Here is a 19,632-nt window from a genome sequence, read left to right on the forward strand (position 1 = left end):
CTAAAACTCAAACTGATAGAGCAAATCGAGAGCCTGGTCTACGCCAGACACAGCTTCCATATATAGCTTAGGCATCAGGCGATAGCGTAACGTCAACGTCGCCAGGGAGTCAAAGATCCCTACCCCATATTTTACCTGCAGACCCGGCAGTACATAGCCGCTGACCACCACCTGGGAGGAGTCGCCCACTCCCTCGGTATCCAGCGCCAGATTGCTTACGCCAAACGTCTCGCCGATTTTACCCACAACCTGACCACTTTGTGCAACCCCCATACCAATAAGCATTGAAGTCATGGCTGCGCTATCGCTCTGTCCGCTGCCTAAACCCTGCCCGCGTAGCAGGTAAGAGAGCGCTTCCTGCTGCGACATCGCCGGATCGGAGAAAATCTCCGCTTTCGGCTGATCGGCCGAGCCGGTCACGCGAACGCCGGCGATAACGTCGTCCTCGGTGGCGTCCGGATTACGAATGGCTTCGATGTTCAGCAGCGGCTGATCCGGCGGACCGGAGAACAGCAGCTCGCCTTTACGCACGATCAGATCCTGGCCGTAGGCATGGAAACGCCCTTCCGGGATGTTGATCTGCCCGTTGAGCCCCAGCCCCTGTTTGTCCTGCGCCACTTTCAAATCGCCGGTCAGACGCGCTTTCAGACCAAAGGCGTCGAGACGAACGTTGTTGCCCACGTGAATCGTTAGATTGCTGTTGATAGGGATACCGGCGCTCTGCTGCTTAATCGGCTGCAGATTTTTATCCAGCATCACTTCGTCAGATGAGACCCCAACGGCGCTTTCCGGCACTTCGTTGACGACGATTCGCGCCCAGGGCACATCAACGCTGCCATCCAGGTTAAACAGGCTTGGCGTGGCGGTAAAGACCACGTCCGGCGACACATCCAGGCGCACCATCGGCGGCACGGTTATCCGCACCCGGCTGCCCTTCGCCGCAATCTGCGCGCGCCAGTTGTCAATCTGCGTCCAGTCGGCGTTGCCGCTGAGCGCAATCTGTCCCTGGCGAGTGTTCACCGTCCCCTGCAGGGTCGAACGGGTACCGGTAAAATTCATCGCCAGCTGGCTCGGCTGCATATCAAACGGCATAAAGTTACCGTCAATATCCACGCCGTTCAGCTGCATCTGACCGAAAAGCTGCGGGCTCTGGACGTTACCGCCCAGCGTCAGACGCGCGTTCAGTCTCCCTTCCGCCTTTTCACCGCGCGAGAAGATAGGGTTGATCATCGCCAGCGAGAAGTTGCTGATATTGACGTTACCGCCCAGATTGCGTCGGCCCTGGGGATCGGTGACCTGCACCTGCCCGTCCAGCTGGCCATTGTTGGTCAGGCGAATCAGCCAGCCCAGCTGGGCGCGGTTATTGTGCAGATCGGCCGTGAGGTTCAGGGTATCGAAAGCCACCGGCAGCGGCGCGTCGTTGACCGTCTGCGTCACCTTCACGTTACGCCCGCTCAGGGTGACCTTACCCTGCGGCAGCCCCTCTTTGGTGGTGTCCCAGCTCACATCGGCATTACCGCTAAACACGCCGCTGGCCTGGGTCGCTTCCGGCATAAAGGGCTTGAGCATCGCGAGATCGAAACGGTTGAGGTTCACCACCGCGCGCCCGCTCGCGCCGGCGTCGATGGTCTGCGGTACGCACAGCTCGGCGTTCGGGTTAGTCCAGCAGTGCGGGCCGATGCTGATTTTCTGCTCAAGGTTGCGGTAATCCAGCGCGATATCACGCGTCAGCGCCACCGGCCCCACCGGGGTCTGGAAACGGGTATTGCTCAGCGTGCCTTTCCAGCGCTCCGCTTTGCGGTCAAAGCTCCCCGCCAGCGAAAGCTGCCCGGAGACCGGATCGCCCTGCACCCGCAGCTGCAGGTCGTGCTGCTTCTCATTGCCCTTCGCATTGAGCTGCACCAGGCTGATATTCACGCCCGGCTGGCTAATACGGTCAACGCGTACGTCAAGGTTACCGCCAATCTGGTCGGTGGATTTCACATCGCCCTTCACGTTCACCTGAGCCACCGACAGCTCCTGCCAGCGCAGCGCCCGGGCGGTGATATCCGCCAGCAGCTGCGGCGCGTCGACGGTGCCGCGAACCTTCACCAGCCCTTTCGCCGTCCCGCCCAGGCCCGGCAGGGCGTTATCCAGATGCGGCGCATCAATGGTGGCGTCGAGGTTAAGGTCTTTGACCCCCAGCTCGCCTTTCACGTCGGCGCTGTTAGGGCCTAAAGCCAGATGCAGGCCGGGGATTTTCCACTGCATATAGCTGTTGCCCTGCAGCGATCCGCTTACATCGACTTTGTTTTGCTTCACGTTACCGGTAATTTTCAGCTCCGGCACCGACATCTGCCAGCTGCCGCCGTACAGGCTGCCCTGGGTCTTAATCAGACCGTTGAGCTTCGACGGCCAGTCCGGGACCTCTTTAGCGGTGTTGATACCGTCAAGCGTCAGTTCGCCGCGCCAGCTGATCGCCTGCTGCCAGTCGAGCAGCGCCTTCAGTTCGGTTTTCCCTTCGAGGGCGGCGACGGTGAGCTTATCGAGATTTACCTGCTGCTCGTTGCCCTTCGCGTTCAGGTTAATCTTCGCTGGCGGCAGCGACTGCCCTTTCACCGCGGTGCTAAAGGCCAGGGTGTAGTCGGTCATCTTGCCGTTAAATTTCAGCAGAAGATCGTCAGCCTGATACGCTTTCTCGCCGGTAAACGGCCAGTAGAGCTGCTTGCTTTTCACCTCCATATCCAGCGGCAGGCCGGCCTCAGCCAGCTGCGTTTCGGCGCGCAGCGTCATCGCGACTGGACCATTCAGATCGACGCCGACCGTGAGCTTTTTACGCACTTCGCCGCCCACTTTTAGCTGCACTTTCTCGCCCTTCAGGGGGTCAATATTCAGCGTACCGTTGAGGGTGATATCGACCGGCCAGTTATCCTGCAGCTGCGCGTTACCGGAAGCCGTGACTTTCCCCTGGTCGGAGTCCACGTCCAACGCGTCCAGCTTCATCTGCCCATCGATGCTGCTGACTTTAAGCAGCAGATTGTAGATGGTTATATCGGTATCGCCGGTGAGACGCAGCTGCTCGCCGCGGAACGCCTGAATATTAAGATTCAACGGCAGATGGACGTCAGTCATTTCCGGCAGCACCGGTTTCGAGAACAGCTCTTTCATCGTCTCGCCGAGCGGCTTTTCTTCCGGCTGCGGGTTGTCAATTTTCGGCTCGACAACCTGCTCCTGAGCCACCTTCGCCACCTTCGGCAGCGCGATGAGCAACCCCTGCAGCGAGGTCGGCGTCAGGGTGAGGTTTTTCTCCTGCCAGTTAAGCCCCGTGGAAAAGTCGCGCACCGAGACGGCGGTATCGTCAATTTTTACGTTGACGTTATGCAGCGCCACCCGGCTCAGGGTGACGGGATAAGGCGTGGAGAGATTCAGCGGCCCGCTCTCTTCTTCTTCAACCGGCGCCGCTGGCGGCATCTTGCTGGTATCGATCGCCACATAGATATCGCGCAGGGAGATATCGTTGACGCACAGGCTGCTGTCCCACAGGCAGCGCAGCTTAACGCCCAGATGGAACTGGCCGGCGGTGACCGCCACGCCCGGCTGCTCAAAGCGCACGTTCTCCAGCGTCAGATCGCGCCAGCCGCCGGTGGCTTTACCGATTTCCAGCCCCGGGACCCAGCGATCGGCGGCTTTGATAACCAGATGCAGGCCGGTCGTCGTCCCCACCAGGAATCCTACCGTCCCCAGCAGCAGCAGCAGAAAAATCAGTACGCCGAGGCTTATCTTCTTCCATAAACTCATAATTCAGGCCCCAGACCGATGTAAAACTGTAAACCGTGCTCTTCTTTGTCGCCGATCGGTCTGGCGATATCCAGCTTGATTGGCCCAACCGGAGACTGCCAGCGCACGCCGAGGCCGGCGCCGGTTTTAAAGTTGCTTTCGCGGATATCGCTTACCGCTTCGCCGCTATCGACGAACACCGCGCCCCACCACTTGCCGCTCACGTTGTACTGATACTCCAGCGAGCCGGTAGCCAGCTTCGAGGCCCCCATCAGTTTGCCGTCGTCATCTTTTGGCGAGATAGATTTGTATTTATAACCGCGAATGCTGCGGTCGCCGCCGGCGAAGAAACGCAGATCCGGCGGGACTTTGCTGAAGTTATCGGCCTCAATCCAGCCGAGGTTGCCGCGCACCACGAAGCGGTGGCGGTCATAAAGGGTGCGGATCCAGACGTCCTGCGCCTGCATCACAATAAAGTTAATATCCGAGCCCCACATGGTGTTGGAGTAGTCCACCGAATAGCGCTGCGAATCGCCCCAGGTCGGCATCAGGCCGCCGCGCGAACGGGTACGGTTCACCGACACGCCGGGATAGATCAGCATGGTGGTGTTGGTGACGTTGGCCTGGGTAAAGTGGTCAAGGCTCCAGCGCAGGTTCAGCGCGCGCTGCCAGCCGCTCGACATCTCCCAGTAGCGCGAAACGGCCAGGGTAGTGGAGTCAGATTTGGTATCGTTGAGATCCGTACGTTTAAAGCCGCCCTGCATCAGGTAGTACTGCTCCAGGGGGCTTTTTAACAGCGGTACCTTGTAGCTGAAATCAAGCTGCTGTTCAGGGGCGGAAAGGCTGAGGCTGGAAGTGAGGCTGTGGCCGTAGGAGTTCATCCACGGCTTTCTCCAGGTGCCTTTGACGCGCGGCCCGACGTCGGTTGAGTAGCCAACCCCGGTTTCCACGGTGTTCTCTTTACGCGGAGAGACCACGCCCTGCAAAGGCAGCACTTTCGTCTGGCGGGACTTGTCAAACTGCGGCGCCACCACGACGGAGCTAAACCAGCCGGTTGCCGCCAGGCGGCGGTTAAGTTCGGCTAAATCCTGCGAGGTGTAGTAGTCGCCCTGCTTAAACGGCACCAGGTTTTGCAGATATTCGTCGCGAATTTGCGAGCCTTCAAAAGTGACCGGGCCAAAGCGGTAGCGCTCGCCGCTGTTGTAGTCGATATCCCAGAAGGCCTGATGCCGGTCGAGGGAAACGCCAAGCTGGCTTTTATTAAACTCGCTGTCAAAGTAGCCCTTACGCAGCGCAACCCGGGTCAGAGAGCTTTTAAAACTGTCATAATCACCGTGATTGAGGACCGTGCCGATCGCCGGGCGCGTGTTTAGCAAATCCAGATAGTCGCGATCGGTTCGGGCGCCGCCGCGTAAAATCACGTCAGTGCCGCCAATGCGCACCGGTTCGCCGGGCGTGACTTTGGCGATCAGCACCTGACGCCCCCTCGCCGGCGGCGGACGTAAATCAAAATCAATCGTGGGTTCGTAGTAGCCCAGCGCTTTCAGTCCTTCGCGGATAGCATCATCAACGCGCGCGCGAAAGCGCCGGTCCGGCGTGACTTCATCGCTCTGGATCGTAGAGAGTTGGGCGCGGACGTTTTTTTCCAGTTCCCCGGATAGTCCCTCAACCTGCAAACGCACGCTCGCTGCGCTGGCGACCCCGCTGACCAGCAAAACGCTGGCGATACATAACTGGCGGATTTGTAGCACTTTTTCTCCTGAATATCCTTGTTTCCCCCCGAAGGAAACGAAAGTGCCGCTCCACGGCTTAACAAAACCCTAACAACTAAGGGTTGAAAAATAGACGTTATCCCAAATAATTCTTATGTTTAAATCTAGACGTATTAAGCGCGTTTATTGTGTTCAAAGACACGCTTGGTTACAACCTTAACCACATTTTCTGTTTTGAGAGGCCCACCGTGAGTCTATTTGATAAAACGCATCTTGTCGCCCAAGCGGACGCGCTGCCGGGACGCAACACGCCGATGCCGGTGGCTACGCTCCACGCCGTCAATGGTCACTCGATGACCAACGTTCCCGCAGGAATGGAAGTCGCTCTGTTCGCCATGGGCTGCTTCTGGGGCGTTGAACGCCTGTTCTGGCAGCTGCCCGGCGTTTATAGCACCGCCGCCGGCTATACCGGCGGCTATACGCCCAACCCGACCTACCGCGAAGTCTGCAGCGGCGAGACCGGCCATGCTGAAGCCGTGCGCGTGGTCTACGATCCGCAGGTTATCAGCTATGAGCAGCTGCTCCAGGTATTCTGGGAAAATCACGACCCGGCGCAGGGCATGCAGCAGGGTAACGACCGCGGAACGCAGTATCGCTCCGCGATTTATCCACTAACGCCTGAGCAGAGCGAGGCGGCGAAGGCCAGCCTGGCGCGTTTCCAGGCGGCAATGAATGAAGCCAACGACCCGCGCACTATCACAACCGAGATCGCGACGGCGAAGCCGTTCTACTATGCGGAAGACGATCATCAGCAGTATCTGCATAAAAATCCCTACGGATACTGCGGCATTGGCGGAATTGGGGTTTGTTTGCCGCCGCAGGCCTGATGCGGCTGCACCGTAGGGCAGGCCGCCGGATTGAATAATTTACGCTCTGGCGGCTTTACAGTACCTTACGCTATACTACGCCGTGCTATCGCCGGTCCAGAGCCTTCGGACCGGCTTTTTGTGAATTCCACTTAGCGTTATCCACTTCCCTTCCGAGGATCTGATCTCAACGGTCAGATAAGATATGTTAAACAGTATTTTAGTAATACTTTGTCTGATAGCCGTCAGTGCGTTCTTTTCGATATCGGAAATCTCGCTGGCCGCATCACGTAAAATCAAACTCAAGCTGCTGGCCGATGACGGCAACATCAACGCTCAACGCGTGCTGAAGATGCAGGAAAACCCCGGGATGTTCTTTACCGTGGTGCAAATCGGCCTCAACGCGGTAGCGATTCTCGGCGGTATCGTCGGCGATGCGGCATTTTCGCCGGCGTTTAATAGCCTCTTTAGCCGCTATATATCCCCGGAGCTCTCCGAGCAGCTGAGCTTTATTATCTCCTTTACCCTGGTCACCAGCCTGTTCATTCTGTTTGCTGACCTGACTCCGAAACGCATCGGTATGATCGCGCCTGAAGCCGTCGCTTTACGCATCATCAACCCGATGCGCTTCTGCCTGTTTCTCTTCCGCCCGCTGGTGTGGTTGTTTAACGGCATGGCAAACAATATCTTCCGCCTGTTCAAAATTCCGATGGTGCGTAAAGACGACATTACCTCCGATGATATTTACGCCGTGGTGGAAGCCGGCGCGCTGGCAGGGGTGCTGCGTAAGCAGGAGCATGAGCTGATTGAGAACGTATTCGAACTGGAATCGCGCACCGTGCCTTCATCGATGACCTCGCGTGAAAACGTCATCTGGTTCGATCTTCACGAAGATGAACAGAGCCTGAAGAATAAGGTCGCGGAGCATCCGCACTCCAAGTTCCTGGTCTGTAATGAAGATATCGACCACATCATCGGCTACGTTGACTCCAAAGACCTGCTGAACCGCGTGCTGGCAAACCAGAGTCTGGTGCTGACCGGCGGCGTGCAGATTCGCAATACGCTGATTGTCCCGGATACCCTGACGCTGTCTGAAGCGCTGGAAAGCTTTAAAACCGCCGGTGAAGACTTCGCCGTGATCATGAACGAATATGCGCTGGTGGTCGGGATTATCACCCTGAACGACGTGATGACCACCCTGATGGGCGACCTCGTCGGCCAGGGGCTGGAAGAGCAGATCGTCGCGCGCGATGAAAACTCCTGGCTCATTGACGGCGGAACGCCGATCGACGACGTGATGCGGGTGCTGGATATCGATGATTTCCCGCAGTCCGGCAATTACGAGACCATCGGCGGCTTTATGATGTTTATGCTGCGTAAAATTCCCAAGCGCACCGACGCGGTGAAATTCTCCGGCTATAAGTTCGAAGTGGTGGATATCGACAACTACCGCATCGATCAGCTGCTGGTGACCCGTATCGACAATAAGCCGACGGTGCTGGTGCCCAAGCTGCCGGACGCGGCCAACAGTGATAAAGAGTCAGCGTAAAACCGTTGACGAACCGACAAGGCGGATGAAAATCCGCCTTTTTTATTGCCCGAATGTGAGGCTGCTCACGCCCCTCGGGCAATAGCAGATTTTTACTGCTCCACAGCGAAACGTTCATGACTCCCCTCTGCGCAAAAAGGTAACTTTGCTCGCGTCTACACGATCATATTCCTGAATAAAGGAAGCGAGGGTTACCATGATAGAATCAAATAAAAACTACTATATAAGCTGTCTGTTCTTCCTGTTCTTCTTTATTGGCTGGGGATGCTGCTATCCTTATTTATCATTGTGGTTAACGGAAACCATCGGCATTAATTACACTGACGTCGGTCTGGTTTATTCCTTTACCGCGATTATTGCCGTTTGCGTTCAACCACTATTCGGTTTTATATCCGACAGGCTGGTCTATCGTAAAAACCTGATGTGGCTGCTGGCCATCATTATTACCCTCTTTGCCCCCTACTGGATCTACGTCTTTGCCCCATTATTAAAAGTTAACGTTTTTCTCGGGGCGCTGGCGGGCGGCATCTATATTGGCATGGCCTATGGCGCAGGCTGCGGTATTTGCGAAGCTTACATTGATAAAGTCAGCCGCGCTTCCGGTTTTGAGTTTGGTCGCGCCAGAATGTTTGGCGGCATTGGCGCGGCTATCGGCACCTTCGCGGCAGGCAAGCTCTACGGGATCGACCAGAACATGATTTTCTGGCTGGCCAGCGGTGCCGGCGTATGCCTGCTGGTCATTGTCTGGAAAATGCAGATTAGCGCGAATAAACAAGGCGCGATACACAGCAGTAAAGCCTCGCCGGTCACCCTGAGCGACGCCACCTCGCTGCTGAAAATGAAGAAATTCTGGTTCTTCGCGATCTACACGATCGGCGTCGGCGCGGTATATGAAACCTACGACCAGCAGTTCGCCATCTATTACAGCCACTTCTTTGAGAGCAAAGCGCGCGGCGCGGAAGTCTTCGGCTATTTAACCACAGGTCAGATTTTCCTTGATGCGGTCGTGATGTTTTTCGCCCCATGGTTCGTGAATAAAATCGGCCCGAAAAATGCTCTGCTGTACTGCGGAATGATCATGAGTCTGCGCATTATCGGCTCGGCCTGGGCTATGGGTCCGGTGTCCATTAGCCTGATTAAACTGCTGCACGGTTTTGAGAGCTCGGTATTACTCGTCGCCGCGCTGAAATATATTACGGCCAACTTCAACCCGCTGCTTTCGGCCACGGTTTATTTAATCGGCTTCCAGTTTTCGAAAAGCTTTAGCTCTATTTTCCTTTCTACCGGCATCGGTCATATGTACCAGAGCATGGGCTTTACCAGCAGCTATATCGTGCTCGGCGGTATCGCCCTGTGCTTTACGCTGATTTCATTTATTACGCTGGACAAAGCGCGCGCTTTTGCCCCGCAGCCGGCGCCCGCGCATTAATTTAAGGAGGTAACCTGTATGTCTGATTTATTTTATGGCGTGGCCTATTACGATGAATATATGCCGGAAGATCGGCTGGCGAAAGATATCGCCTTAATGCAGGAAACGGGCATTAACGTGGTGCGGATTGCCGAATCGACCTGGAGTACGCTGGAGCCCCGGGAGAGCGAATATAACTTCTACCATATCGACCGGGTGCTGAATGCCATGCATAAAGCGGGGATCGCGGTGATTATCGGCACGCCAACCTACGCCGTCCCGGCCTGGCTGGCGGCGAAGCACCCGGATATTCTGGTCACTACCGTCAACGGGCAGCAAAAATATGGCCCGCGCCAGATTATGGATATCGTCAACCCGACCTTTCGCCGCTATGCCGAAAAGATTATCCGTACGCTAATGGCGCACGTGCAGCACCATCCGGCGATTATTGGCTGGCAGTTGGATAACGAAACCAAGCATTACGATAATATCGGCCGCCATATGCAGGAGGGTTTTGTACGCAGCCTGCGGGAAAAATACCCCGATCTTGACCGGTTGAATAACGATTTTGGTCTGGACTACTGGAGCAACCGCATCGATAGCTGGCAGGATTTTCCGCCGGTCGAAAACACTATCAACGCCAGCCTCGCCTGCGCGTTCTCCCGCTACCAGCGCCAGCAGGTGACGGAGTATCTCGCCTGGCAGGCGGAGATCGTGCGCGAATATGCCCAGCCGCATCAGTTCGTCACCCACAACTTCGATTTTGAATGGCGCGGCTACTCCTACGGCGTGCAGCCGCGAGTTGACCATTTTGCGGCGGCGCAGACGCTGGATATTGCCGGTGTCGATATCTATCACCCGAGCCAGAAACACCTGACCGGGCGAGAAATCGCGTTTGGCGGCGCCATTACGCGTTCGCTAAAGCAGGGTAAGAATTACTTCGTGCTGGAAACCCAGGCGCAGGGCTTTGCCCAGTGGACACCTTATCCGGGCCAGCTGCGCCTGCAGGCTTTTAGCCACGTGGCATCGGGGGCGGCAATGGTCTCTTACTGGCACTGGCATTCGATTCATAACGCGTTCGAGACCTACTGGAAGGGGCTGTTAAGCCACGACTTCTCGCGCAACGCGACCTGGCAGGAGGCCACCACTATCGGGGCTGACTTTGCCCGCCTGTCGCCGCAGCTGGCGGAGCTGAAGGCAGAAAACGACGTCGCGCTGCTGATAAGCAATGAGGCGATGGACGCCCTTAACCAGTTCCGTCCCGGCGACGCGCAGGGCAATATTTATAACGATATTTTCCGCCGCTTCCACGATGCGCTGTACGACCACAATATCAGCCTCGATATTATCCACGACGTTAACGAGGAAACCGCGCGCTACCGCGCGCTGATCGTACCCGGACTCTACGCCGCCGATGATGGCCTGCTGACGCGCATCAACCGCTATATCGAGCAGGGCGGCAGAGCGCTGATCGGCTTTAAATCGGGCTTTAGCGATGAAAACGTGAAGGTGCGCAGCGGCGCGCAGCCGGGAATTTTGCGCGAGAGCTGCGGCGTGAGCTACAGTCAATTCACCCTGCCGGAAGAAACCACGGTAAGCGCCTGCAGCGCGGACATTGATTGCCGTCAAGACAATCAGGCCGAGCTGTGGATGGAGCTGCTGACGCCGGACGCCGGTACCCGTACGCTACTGCGCTATCAGCATCCGGCATGGGGCGACTATGCCGCCGCCACCGAGGCGGATTACGCTCAGGGTCGGGCCATTTACGTTGGCTTCCTGCCGCAGAAAACGCTGATTAGCCAGCTGTTCGATCGGCTGACCGCAGGACTGGATCTGCGTTCACGTACATCGGCCTACCGCTATCCGCTGGTGGTCAAAAAGATGCGCAACCGAAACGGCAACAGCATCCACTTCCTGTTCAACTACTCCGGCGAACCGCAGGCGTTTATCAGCGAGACATCGGGCAACGCGCTGTTGAGCGGGGAAAAAGTTAGCTGCGGCCAGCCGTTGCGCCTCAAAGCATGGGAATTTACTATCATCGAAAGTTAAGCGGGCGGCGGCGCTCGGGCGGGAGAAACGATGGAACTGGATATCAATGAGCTACTGAACTTCTCGCCATTGATGAAGACCTTTACCTTCAACGCCTGGGTCGTCGCCGGCTTTACCCCCATCACCCGCGGCTCAAAGCTGGACTACTACATAAACCGCCCGCAGGGGATGAAAGGTTACATCATCAATCTGACGCTGCGCGGCCAGGCGCGCGCGAAAGCGGGAGACGGCTCCCTTCTGTGTCGTGAAAACGATCTGCTGCTCTTCCCGCCCGGCGTTCCCCACCATTACGGACGGGATGAACACAGCGAATACTGGGATCATTTATGGATCTACTTCATCCCCCGGCCCTACTGGATAGACTGGCTAAAATGGGATCAAACGACCCACGGCATTGGTAAAACCACGGTCAACGATCCTGAGCAGCTGCAGAGTCTGCGCGATCTGTTCTATGAAGTTATCCGCCACCACTCCGCTTCCGCCCCGCTGTCGGAGGCGCTGGCGATGAATGCGCTGGAGCGCCTGATCCTGAACTGCTTTCAGCGACAGCCCATCAGCAACCGCCACGCCCACGACCCGCGGATTAACGCCGTGTGCGACTATCTTAACGAACATATTGCCCAGGAGATGAAGATCGAGACCCTGGCGGCGATGGTTTTTCTCTCCCCTTCGCGGCTGGCGCATTTATTCAAAAATGAGCTGGGGCAAACGGTTTACGCCTGGCGCGAGGCGCAGCGCATCAACCGCGCGAGGTGGCTGATCCAGAGCACCTCCCTGCCGCTTAACAAAATCGCCCTGTCGGTAGGTTACGGAGACCCGGTCTATTTCACGCGCATTTTCCGTAAACATAACGGCATTCCCCCGGGCGAGTACCGTAAACGCTATGCGGAAATGAAGGGATAGGTCCAGAAACATCAACGGCTCCCTTAGGGAGCCGCCTTTTTACCGTGTAGTCATACCTCTTTTCAGGCTATGCCATCTCTGTTTGCAGACGGCTCACCTGACGGTTGACTTCAGACATCACTGACAAATGCAGCTTGTCCTTAACCTTCGGGATAAGGATTTTGCCCTTATCAAACTCAAAAGCGCCAACGTCCTTGATATACAAACGTCCACGGAACAGGATCTTCACGTACTTCGCTACTTGTAGCGGGTTGTAGCGTTGGAAAATTTTCATTGTTGTCTCCTGCCAGGGTTACGCTCCTGTGGTGCCACAGTTAGCCCACGTACCGGAATCGCAAATTTTAATGCCCTGAAACTATAGTCCAGAATCTGAGTGATACCCAGTTTGTATAAGTTTATTTACCTTATGATGACAATAATTCAGAGTTTTCGTTTCAGGCATCCGATGAAGGTAGTATAAGTCGCCGATTTTAGACGGAATTGTGCGTCAACACGCAAACTGGCACCATCATTGCGGGTAATGCCCATAAATCGCACTTATGATTAAAGCAGACCAAGTGGTCGGATCACCTGCACAGATAATAAAAGGAAACACCATGACCCTACGTAGATTACTGGCCGTTTCATGTCTCCTGTTCCCGCTGATGGCGTCGGCGCATAACTTTGTCGATGGTCAGCGCGTTGCGCCGGTCGGCGTCGCGGATCGGGGGGAGCTGGTACTGAACAACGATAAGTTTAGCTATAAAAGCTGGAATAGCGCGCAGCTGGTGGGGAAAGTGCGCGTCGTGCAGCATATTGCCGGGCGCTCGTCGGCAAAAGAAAAAAACGCGACCCTGATTGAAGCGATTAAAAGCGCGAAGCTCCCGCACGATCGCTATCAAACCACCACTATCGTCAATACCGATGACGCTATCCCGGGTTCAGGCATGTTTGTCCGCAGCAGTATTGAGAGCAACAAGCAGCTCTACCCCTGGTCGCAGTTTATCGTCGACAGCAACGGTGTGGTCCGCAAAGCGTGGCAGCTTAATGAAGAGAGTTCGGCCATCGTGGTGCTGGATAAAGACGGCCGCGTACAGTGGGCTAAAGACGGCGCGCTTAGCCAGGAAGAGGTGCAGCAGGTGGTTGTCCTGCTGCACAAGCTGCTCAATAAATAGAGACCCGGAAGCCGGGGTTGAGGAACGATTCACGCGGCGTGTAATCAAGGGTACGCCCCTGCCAGTCGTGAACGTGCGCCCCGGCGGCGCTGGCGACCGCATGACCGGCCGCGGTGTCCCAGGTGGAGGTCGGCCCGAAGCGCGGATAAAGCTGGGCCTGCCCTTCGGCGACCAGACAGAACTTCAGCGACGAACCGATTGAGGTGGTCTGGTGTTCGCCAAGCTGCTCCAGATACTCCTGCAGCTCCGGGTCATTGCCGTGGGAGCGGCTAATCACCACCAGCGGCGGACGCGCATCGCGGACCTGAATCTGCTTGCGAACGCCGCACTCCTCTTTCCACGCTTTGCCCTTTTCCGCGCTGTACATCACCTTCATCACCGGCGCGTAGACCACGCCAAGGATCGGCTTCCCGTTTTCAATCAAGGCGATATTGACGGTAAACTCGCCGTTGCGCTTGATAAATTCTTTGGTGCCGTCCAGCGGGTCCACCAGCCAGTAGCGCTGCCAGTGCTGGCGCACCTCCCAGGCCGGCGTGTCCTCTTCCGACAGAACCGGAATATCGGGCGTCAGCGCCAGCAGGCCGCTGATAATCACCTTGTGCGCCGCAATATCCGCGGCCGTGACCGGAGAATCGTCCTTCTTGCTGGCAACGTCCATCGGCTGTTTTCCATCGTAAACTTCCATGATGGCATCGCCCGCGTTCCGTGCTAGCTGACATACTTGTTCTAACATTCTCCACCTCGTCTGGTTACAGTGGCGTTAACTCGTTGTTTTATTTATATCGCATCATTGTGAGTTCCGCTATCTGTGATAACGATGGCGGTTTCCTTCACCGCTTTTCTGGCATGATTCACATTTCTGTAAGCAACAGAATGTAAATACATTTTCTTCTGTGCCATTGCTCATAAAAAAGGACGCCACTGATGATTAAGTTTAGCGCAACGCTGCTGGCCACGCTGATCGCCGCCAGCGTAAATGCGGCGACGGTCGATTTGCGGATCATGGAAACCACCGATCTGCACAGTAATATGATGGACTTTGACTATTACAAAGACAGCGCCACGGAAAAATTTGGCCTGGTGCGCACCGCAACCCTGATTGAGAAAGCGCGCCAGGAAGCCAAAAACAGCGTGCTGGTCGATAACGGCGACGTTATTCAGGGCAGCCCGCTGGGCGACTATATGGCGGCGAAGGGACTGAAAAAAGGTGATGTTCACCCGGTCTACAAGGCGATGAATACCCTGGATTATGTCGTAGGTAACCTCGGCAACCACGAGTTTAACTACGGGCTCGACTTCCTGCACAAAGCGCTGGCCGGGGCAAAATTCCCCTACGTGAACGCCAATATTATTGACGCCAAAACCGGCCAACCGATGTTTACGCCTTATCTGATTCAGGATACCCAGGTACAGGATAGCGACGGCAAAACGCAGACCCTGCGCATTGGCTATATCGGCTTCGTACCGCCGCAGATTATGACCTGGGATAAAGCCAATCTCAGCGGCAAAGTCACCGTCAACGACATTACCGCCACCGCGCGCAAGTTTGTCCCGGAAATGCGTGAGAAAGGCGCGGACGTGGTGGTGGTCATTGCCCACTCCGGCCTTTCCGCCGACCCGTATCAGGCGATGGCGGAGAACTCCGTTTACTATTTAAGCCAGGTGCCTGGGGTCGATGCCATTATGTTCGGCCACGCGCACGCCGTCTTCCCGAGCAAAGATTTTGCCGGTATCAAAGGCGCAGATATCGCGAAAGGTACGCTGAACGGCGTACCGGCAGTGATGCCGGGCATGTGGGGCGATCACCTTGGGGTGGTCGATCTGGTTCTGAACAACGACAGCGGTAAATGGCAGGTCAGCGCAGCGAAAGCCGAAGCGCGGCCGATCTACGACTCGGTGGCGAAGAAATCGCTGGCGGCAGAAGACAGCAACATGGTGGCGGTACTAAAAGCCGACCATGACGCCACCCGCGAGTTTGTCGGCAAACCGATTGGTCAATCCTCGGACAATATGTACAGCTATCTGGCGCTGGTGCAGGACGATCCGACCGTGCAGGTGGTCAATATGGCCCAGAAGGCCTACGTTGAGCACTATATTCAGGGCGACCCGGATCTGGCGAAGCTGCCGGTACTCTCCGCCGCCGCGCCGTTTAAAGTCGGCGGACGCAAAAATGACCCCGCCAGCTTTGTTGAAGTGGAAAAAGGGCAGCTCACCTTCCGCAACGCCGCCGACCTCTACCTGTATCCCAACACCCTGGTGGTGATGAAAGTCAGCGGTAAAGAGGTTAAAGAGTGGCTGGAGTGCTCCGCCGGGCAGTTCAATCAGATTGATCCCGGCAGCAGCAAGCCGCAGTCGCTGATTAACTGGGACGGCTTTCGCACCTACAACTTCGATGTCATCGATGGCGTGAACTACCAGATCGATATCACCCAGCCGGCGCGCTATGACGGCGAATGTCAACCCGTTAATCCGCAGGCCGAGCGAATTAAAAACCTGACCTTTAACGGCAAGCCAATCGATCCGAACGCCACTTTCCTCGTCGCGACCAATAACTACCGCGCTTACGGCGGTAAATTCCAGGGCACCGGTGAGGATCATATCGCGTTCGCCTCGCCGGATGAAAACCGCTCGGTGCTGGCGGCGTGGATTGGCGCGGAGTCGAAGAAAAACGGCGAGATCCATCCGGCGGCGGATAACAACTGGCGCCTGGCGCCGATCCACAGCACCGTACCGCTGGATATTCGCTTTGAAACCTCACCGGGCGATAAGGCCGCGGCGTTTATCAAAGAGAAAGCGCAATACCCGATGCGCCAGGTGGCTACCGACGATATCGGCTTTGCCATTTATCAGCTGGATTTGAGTAAATAATTGCCGGTTCCCCGGTTGTGCTGCGCTTACCGGGGCTATCCTGACATCCTCCTCAGGCTACCTGTTCGTGGTTCGCCAGAACCGCGGGCAGGTTCAGCTCAATCCAGTCCGCCAGCGCCGCCACCTTCTCGCTCACCTGCTCACCGAGCGGAGTCAGACTATATTCAACGTGCGGCGGTACCACCGGGTACGACACGCGGTTAAGAAAGCCATCCTGCTCCAACGCCTGGAGCGACTGGGCCAGCATCTTTTCGCTGACGCCGCCGATCTTACGCCGCAGATCGCTAAACCGATGGGTGCCATCGCGCAGGGACACCAAAATCAGTACGCCCCAGCGGCTGGTCACGTGCTTGAGCACTTCCCTCGAGGGGCACTGTTCGGCAAACAGGTTGCCGTTGCGTAGCTGCTCGCTCAGCGTCAGATTCGCCATATTCATACTTACCTTTTTGTACGTACTTACTAAAAGTTAGTTAAGGTGTTAGCTTACCACAACTGCCAATGAACACGAAGGAGAAGACCTATGATCGCAATTACCGGCGCAACCGGCCAGCTTGGCCAGCACGTCCTGGAAAATCTGTTAACTACCGTCCCCGCAGGCCAGGTTGTGGCTATCGTGCGCAACCCGGCGAAGGCTGAATCGCTGAGCCAAAAGGGCGTAGTGGTTCGTCAGGCCGACTACAGCGATGAAGCCGCGCTGACCGCCGCCCTGCAGGGCGTGGACAAACTGCTGCTGATCTCGTCCAGCGAAGTTGGCCAGCGCGCCGTCCAGCACCGCAACGTGATTAACGCGGCGAAAGCCGCCGGCGTGAAATTTATCGCCTACACCAGCCTGCTGCACGCCGATACCTCCCCGCTGGGGCTGGCGGATGAGCATATCGCCACCGAGAAAATGCTCGCCGACTCCGGCATTGCGTATGCCCTGCTGCGCAACGGCTGGTACACCGAAAACTACCTTGCCAGCGCGCCGCCGTCGATTGAGCATGGCGTATTTATCGGCGCGGCCGGTAACGGCAAAATCGCCTCCGCCACCCGCGCGGACTACGCCGCCGCCGCCGCTCGCGTTATCGCCGAAGAGGGCCATGCCGGAAAAGTGTACGAGCTGGCGGGCGATGAAGCGTGGACCCTCAGCGAACTTGCCGCTGAGCTGAGCAAACAAAGCGGTAAAAACGTGGTGTATCAAAACCTCAGCGAAGCCGACTTCGCCGCCGCGCTGAAGGGCGTAGGCCTGCCCGCTGGCCTGGCTGACATGCTGGCGGATTCTGATACCGGCGCGTCCAAAGGCGGTCTGTTCGACGATAGCCGCACCCTGAGCGCGCTGATTGGCCGCCCGACCACCACCCTCGCTGATAGCATCAAAGGCATCCTGTAAAAGTTACAGGCTGGTTAATTTTTGTAGCATCCCGGCGGGCCATCCTCAATAATGCACGGATATCCGTCGGGAGTTATCGCATGCAAGGCGTACCAGAACAGTTCAGTGATGAAAGAGACAGCGCGCGCTTTCGCCATCTGGCGCAGCTGCCCGGCGTTGAGCTGTACCATGCCCATATCTCCCGCTACGCCTTTGAACCGCACACCCATGAAGCCTTTGGTATCGGCGCGATAGAGCTCGGCGCCGAGCGTTTTCGCTATCGCGGCAGCCAGCACGTGGCTTCGGTCAACTCTATCGTCACCATGAATCCCGATGAACTGCACACCGGCGAGGCGGAGACCGCCGACGGCTGGCGCTATCGGATGATTTATCTCGACCCGGATACGCTGGAAGAGGTGACCGGCGTGCGCCACTGGTGGTTCAGCGAGGTGGTGCGTCAGGATCCCCTGCGCTCCCGGCAAATCGGCAATCTCATCTACGGCCTGTGGCATACTGACGATCCGCTGGCGCAGCAGGGTCTGCTGCTGGATTTGATCGATACCTTCCGCCCGTTTGCCCATCACGCCGCTGCGCTGCCCGAAGCCCGCCACCGCTTCGAGCGGGTGCGCGACTATCTGCACGATAACTATATGCGTACGGTGACCCTCGATGAGCTGGCGCAGGTGGCGGCGCTGAGCCCGTACCATTTCCAGCGCCAGTTCAAAGCGCACTTCCACGTTACGCCGCACCAGATGCTGATGGCGATTCGCCTGTGGCGCGCTAAAGCGTTTCTCACCCACGGCATGCCCGCCGCCGACGTCGCTCTCGCCGCCGGGCTGACCGACCAGTCGCACCTGACCCGCGCGTTCACCCGCCGCTACGGCATTACGCCGGTGCGTTATCAAAAGCAGGTTCTCCCGCGCTAATGCGCAACCTCATACAATATTCCCGCTTTTGGCTCGCCTACACTGTTGCCAACGAAAAGAGTAATGGAAGGCGTGATGATTAGTGGTGTGCTGTACGCCCTGCTGGCAGGGCTGATGTGGGGATTGATATTCGTGGGTCCTTTACTGGTGCCGGAATACCCGGCGGTTTTACAGTCGATGGGGCGCTATCTGGCGCTGGGGCTGATCGCCCTGCCGCTGGCCTGGCTGGGCCGCGCGCGGCTGCGCCAGCTCACCGGGAAAGACTGGTGGACGGCGCTGGGGCTGACCATGATGGGCAACTTAATCTATTACGTCTGCCTGGCCAGCGCGATTCAGCGTACCGGCGCGCCGGTATCGACGATGATCATCGGCACCCTGCCGGTCGTGCTGCCGGTTTTCGCCAACCTGCTCTATAGCCAGCGCGACGGTAAGCTGCCGTGGCGACGCCTGTTCCCGGCGCTGGTCTGTATTGCCCTCGGCCTGACGTGCGTCAATATCGCCGAGCTGCATCAGGGCTTACCCGATTTCAGCCCGTGGCGCTACGGCTCCGGTATCGCGCTGGCGCTGATCTCGGTGGTGTGCTGGGCCTGGTACGCGCTGCGCAACGCCCGCTGGCTGCGGGAAAATCCGGATAAACCGCCGATGATGTGGGCCACCGCGCAGGCGCTGGTGACCCTGCCGGTATCCTTGGCCGGATACCTTATCGCCTGCGGGTGGCTGCACGGCCAGCACGCGGACTTTCCGCTCCCCTTCGGCCCGCGCCCGGCGGTGTTTGTCACCCTGATGCTGGCGATCGCTATTTTCTGTTCATGGGTCGGCGCGTGGTGCTGGAACGTTGCCAGCCAGCGTCTGCCAACGGTGATCCTCGGGCCGCTGATCGTCTTCGAAACCCTTGCCGGACTGCTGTATACCTTTATTCTGCGCCAGAGCCTGCCCCCGCTTCTCACCTTCAGCGGTATCCTGCTGCTGGTGCTCGGCGTGGTGTCCGCCGTGCGTGCCCGCCCGGAAAAGCCCGCGCTGCAGGAGCTGGTCAGCGAGAAAAAATAGCCTGGTATCCTAAAGGGGTATTCCCAGGAACATAAGATGCATTTAA

15 protein-coding genes are annotated in these 19,632 nt (G+C 57.2%); 10 read left to right on the forward strand and 5 right to left on the reverse strand.

The window, feature by feature from the left end; genetic code table 11:
• Positions 1-3,777 carry an autotransporter assembly complex protein TamB gene (gene tamB / locus F8562_RS14090; RefSeq protein WP_014227643.1) on the reverse strand — a complete coding sequence of 1,259 codons (3,777 nt, stop codon included), beginning with the start codon at positions 3,775-3,777 and terminating at the stop codon, positions 1-3.
• Complete coding sequence (gene tamA / locus F8562_RS14095; protein ID WP_014227642.1) at positions 3,774-5,507, reverse strand: autotransporter assembly complex protein TamA; 1,734 nt, start codon at positions 5,505-5,507, stop codon at positions 3,774-3,776. Before tamA ends, tamB begins: the two co-directional genes overlap by 4 nt.
• Before the next feature lie 209 nt (positions 5,508-5,716).
• Between tamA and msrA the strand changes: the two genes are divergently transcribed.
• From msrA to araC, 5 genes are all read left to right on the forward strand, one after another.
• The gene (msrA, locus tag F8562_RS14100; RefSeq protein WP_014227641.1) at positions 5,717-6,355 is read left to right on the forward strand and encodes a peptide-methionine (S)-S-oxide reductase MsrA; all 639 of its coding nucleotides are present in this window, start codon (positions 5,717-5,719) and stop codon (positions 6,353-6,355) included.
• Positions 6,356-6,539: 184 nt separating this feature from the next.
• Positions 6,540-7,883 (forward strand): hemolysin family protein, encoded by a 1,344-nt coding sequence (locus tag F8562_RS14105; RefSeq protein ID WP_014837205.1) that lies wholly within the window; start codon positions 6,540-6,542, stop codon positions 7,881-7,883.
• Positions 7,884-8,079: 196 nt separating this feature from the next.
• Positions 8,080-9,312 carry an oligosaccharide MFS transporter gene (locus F8562_RS14110; protein WP_014837204.1) on the forward strand — a complete coding sequence of 411 codons (1,233 nt, stop codon included), beginning with the start codon at positions 8,080-8,082 and terminating at the stop codon, positions 9,310-9,312.
• 18 nt (positions 9,313-9,330) lie between these two features.
• Entirely contained in the window at positions 9,331-11,340 is a 2,010-nt protein-coding gene (locus F8562_RS14115; protein ID WP_014837203.1) for a beta-galactosidase, read from the forward strand.
• A 30-nt stretch (positions 11,341-11,370) separates the two neighbouring features.
• A complete protein-coding gene (gene araC, locus F8562_RS14120) occupies positions 11,371-12,243 on the forward strand; it encodes an arabinose operon transcriptional regulator AraC (protein WP_004098024.1) in 873 nt (290 codons plus the stop codon).
• 67 nt (positions 12,244-12,310) lie between these two features.
• On the opposite strand, the gene F8562_RS14125 is transcribed toward araC, so the two are convergent.
• The gene (locus F8562_RS14125) at positions 12,311-12,517 is read right to left on the reverse strand and encodes a DUF1107 domain-containing protein (RefSeq protein ID WP_004098023.1); all 207 of its coding nucleotides are present in this window, start codon (positions 12,515-12,517) and stop codon (positions 12,311-12,313) included.
• A 322-nt stretch (positions 12,518-12,839) separates the two neighbouring features.
• Between F8562_RS14125 and F8562_RS14130 the strand changes: the two genes are divergently transcribed.
• Positions 12,840-13,397 carry a YtfJ family protein gene (locus F8562_RS14130; RefSeq protein WP_014837202.1) on the forward strand — a complete coding sequence of 186 codons (558 nt, stop codon included), beginning with the start codon at positions 12,840-12,842 and terminating at the stop codon, positions 13,395-13,397.
• Here the strand turns inward: F8562_RS14130 and cysQ are convergent.
• Positions 13,387-14,130 carry a 3'(2'),5'-bisphosphate nucleotidase CysQ gene (gene cysQ, locus F8562_RS14135; protein ID WP_042933950.1) on the reverse strand — a complete coding sequence of 248 codons (744 nt, stop codon included), beginning with the start codon at positions 14,128-14,130 and terminating at the stop codon, positions 13,387-13,389. The two genes, F8562_RS14130 and cysQ, sit on opposite strands and share 11 nt — an antisense overlap.
• A 191-nt stretch (positions 14,131-14,321) precedes the next feature.
• Here cysQ and F8562_RS14140 point away from each other — a divergent pair, with 191 nt between their 5' ends.
• Positions 14,322-16,265, forward strand: a complete 1,944-nt coding sequence (locus F8562_RS14140; protein ID WP_014837200.1) for a bifunctional 2',3'-cyclic-nucleotide 2'-phosphodiesterase/3'-nucleotidase — start codon at positions 14,322-14,324, stop codon at positions 16,263-16,265.
• Between the two features lie 52 nt (positions 16,266-16,317).
• Here the strand turns inward: F8562_RS14140 and F8562_RS14145 are convergent, their stop codons facing one another.
• Positions 16,318-16,695: a winged helix-turn-helix transcriptional regulator gene (locus F8562_RS14145; RefSeq protein WP_004098015.1), complete on the reverse strand. Its 378-nt coding sequence runs from the start codon at positions 16,693-16,695 to the stop codon at positions 16,318-16,320.
• A 90-nt stretch (positions 16,696-16,785) separates the two neighbouring features.
• On the opposite strand from F8562_RS14145, the gene F8562_RS14150 reads away from it, so the two are divergent.
• The 3 genes from F8562_RS14150 (at position 16,786) to F8562_RS14160 (ending at position 19,586) form a co-directional block, all read left to right on the forward strand.
• Entirely contained in the window at positions 16,786-17,634 is an 849-nt protein-coding gene (locus F8562_RS14150; RefSeq protein ID WP_014837199.1) for an SDR family oxidoreductase, read from the forward strand.
• Positions 17,635-17,714: 80 nt separating this feature from the next.
• On the forward strand, positions 17,715-18,539 hold the full coding sequence (locus F8562_RS14155) for an AraC family transcriptional regulator (protein ID WP_004098011.1): 825 nt from the start codon (positions 17,715-17,717) through the stop codon (positions 18,537-18,539).
• A gap of 75 nt (positions 18,540-18,614) precedes the next feature.
• Positions 18,615-19,586: a DMT family transporter gene (locus F8562_RS14160; protein WP_014227631.1), complete on the forward strand. Its 972-nt coding sequence runs from the start codon at positions 18,615-18,617 to the stop codon at positions 19,584-19,586.
• Positions 19,587-19,632: the final 46 nt, after the last annotated feature.

It is taken from the genome of Klebsiella sp. RCJ4, from assembly GCF_009025755.1.
In the GTDB taxonomy this organism is placed as follows: Bacteria; Pseudomonadota; Gammaproteobacteria; order Enterobacterales; family Enterobacteriaceae; genus Klebsiella; species Klebsiella michiganensis.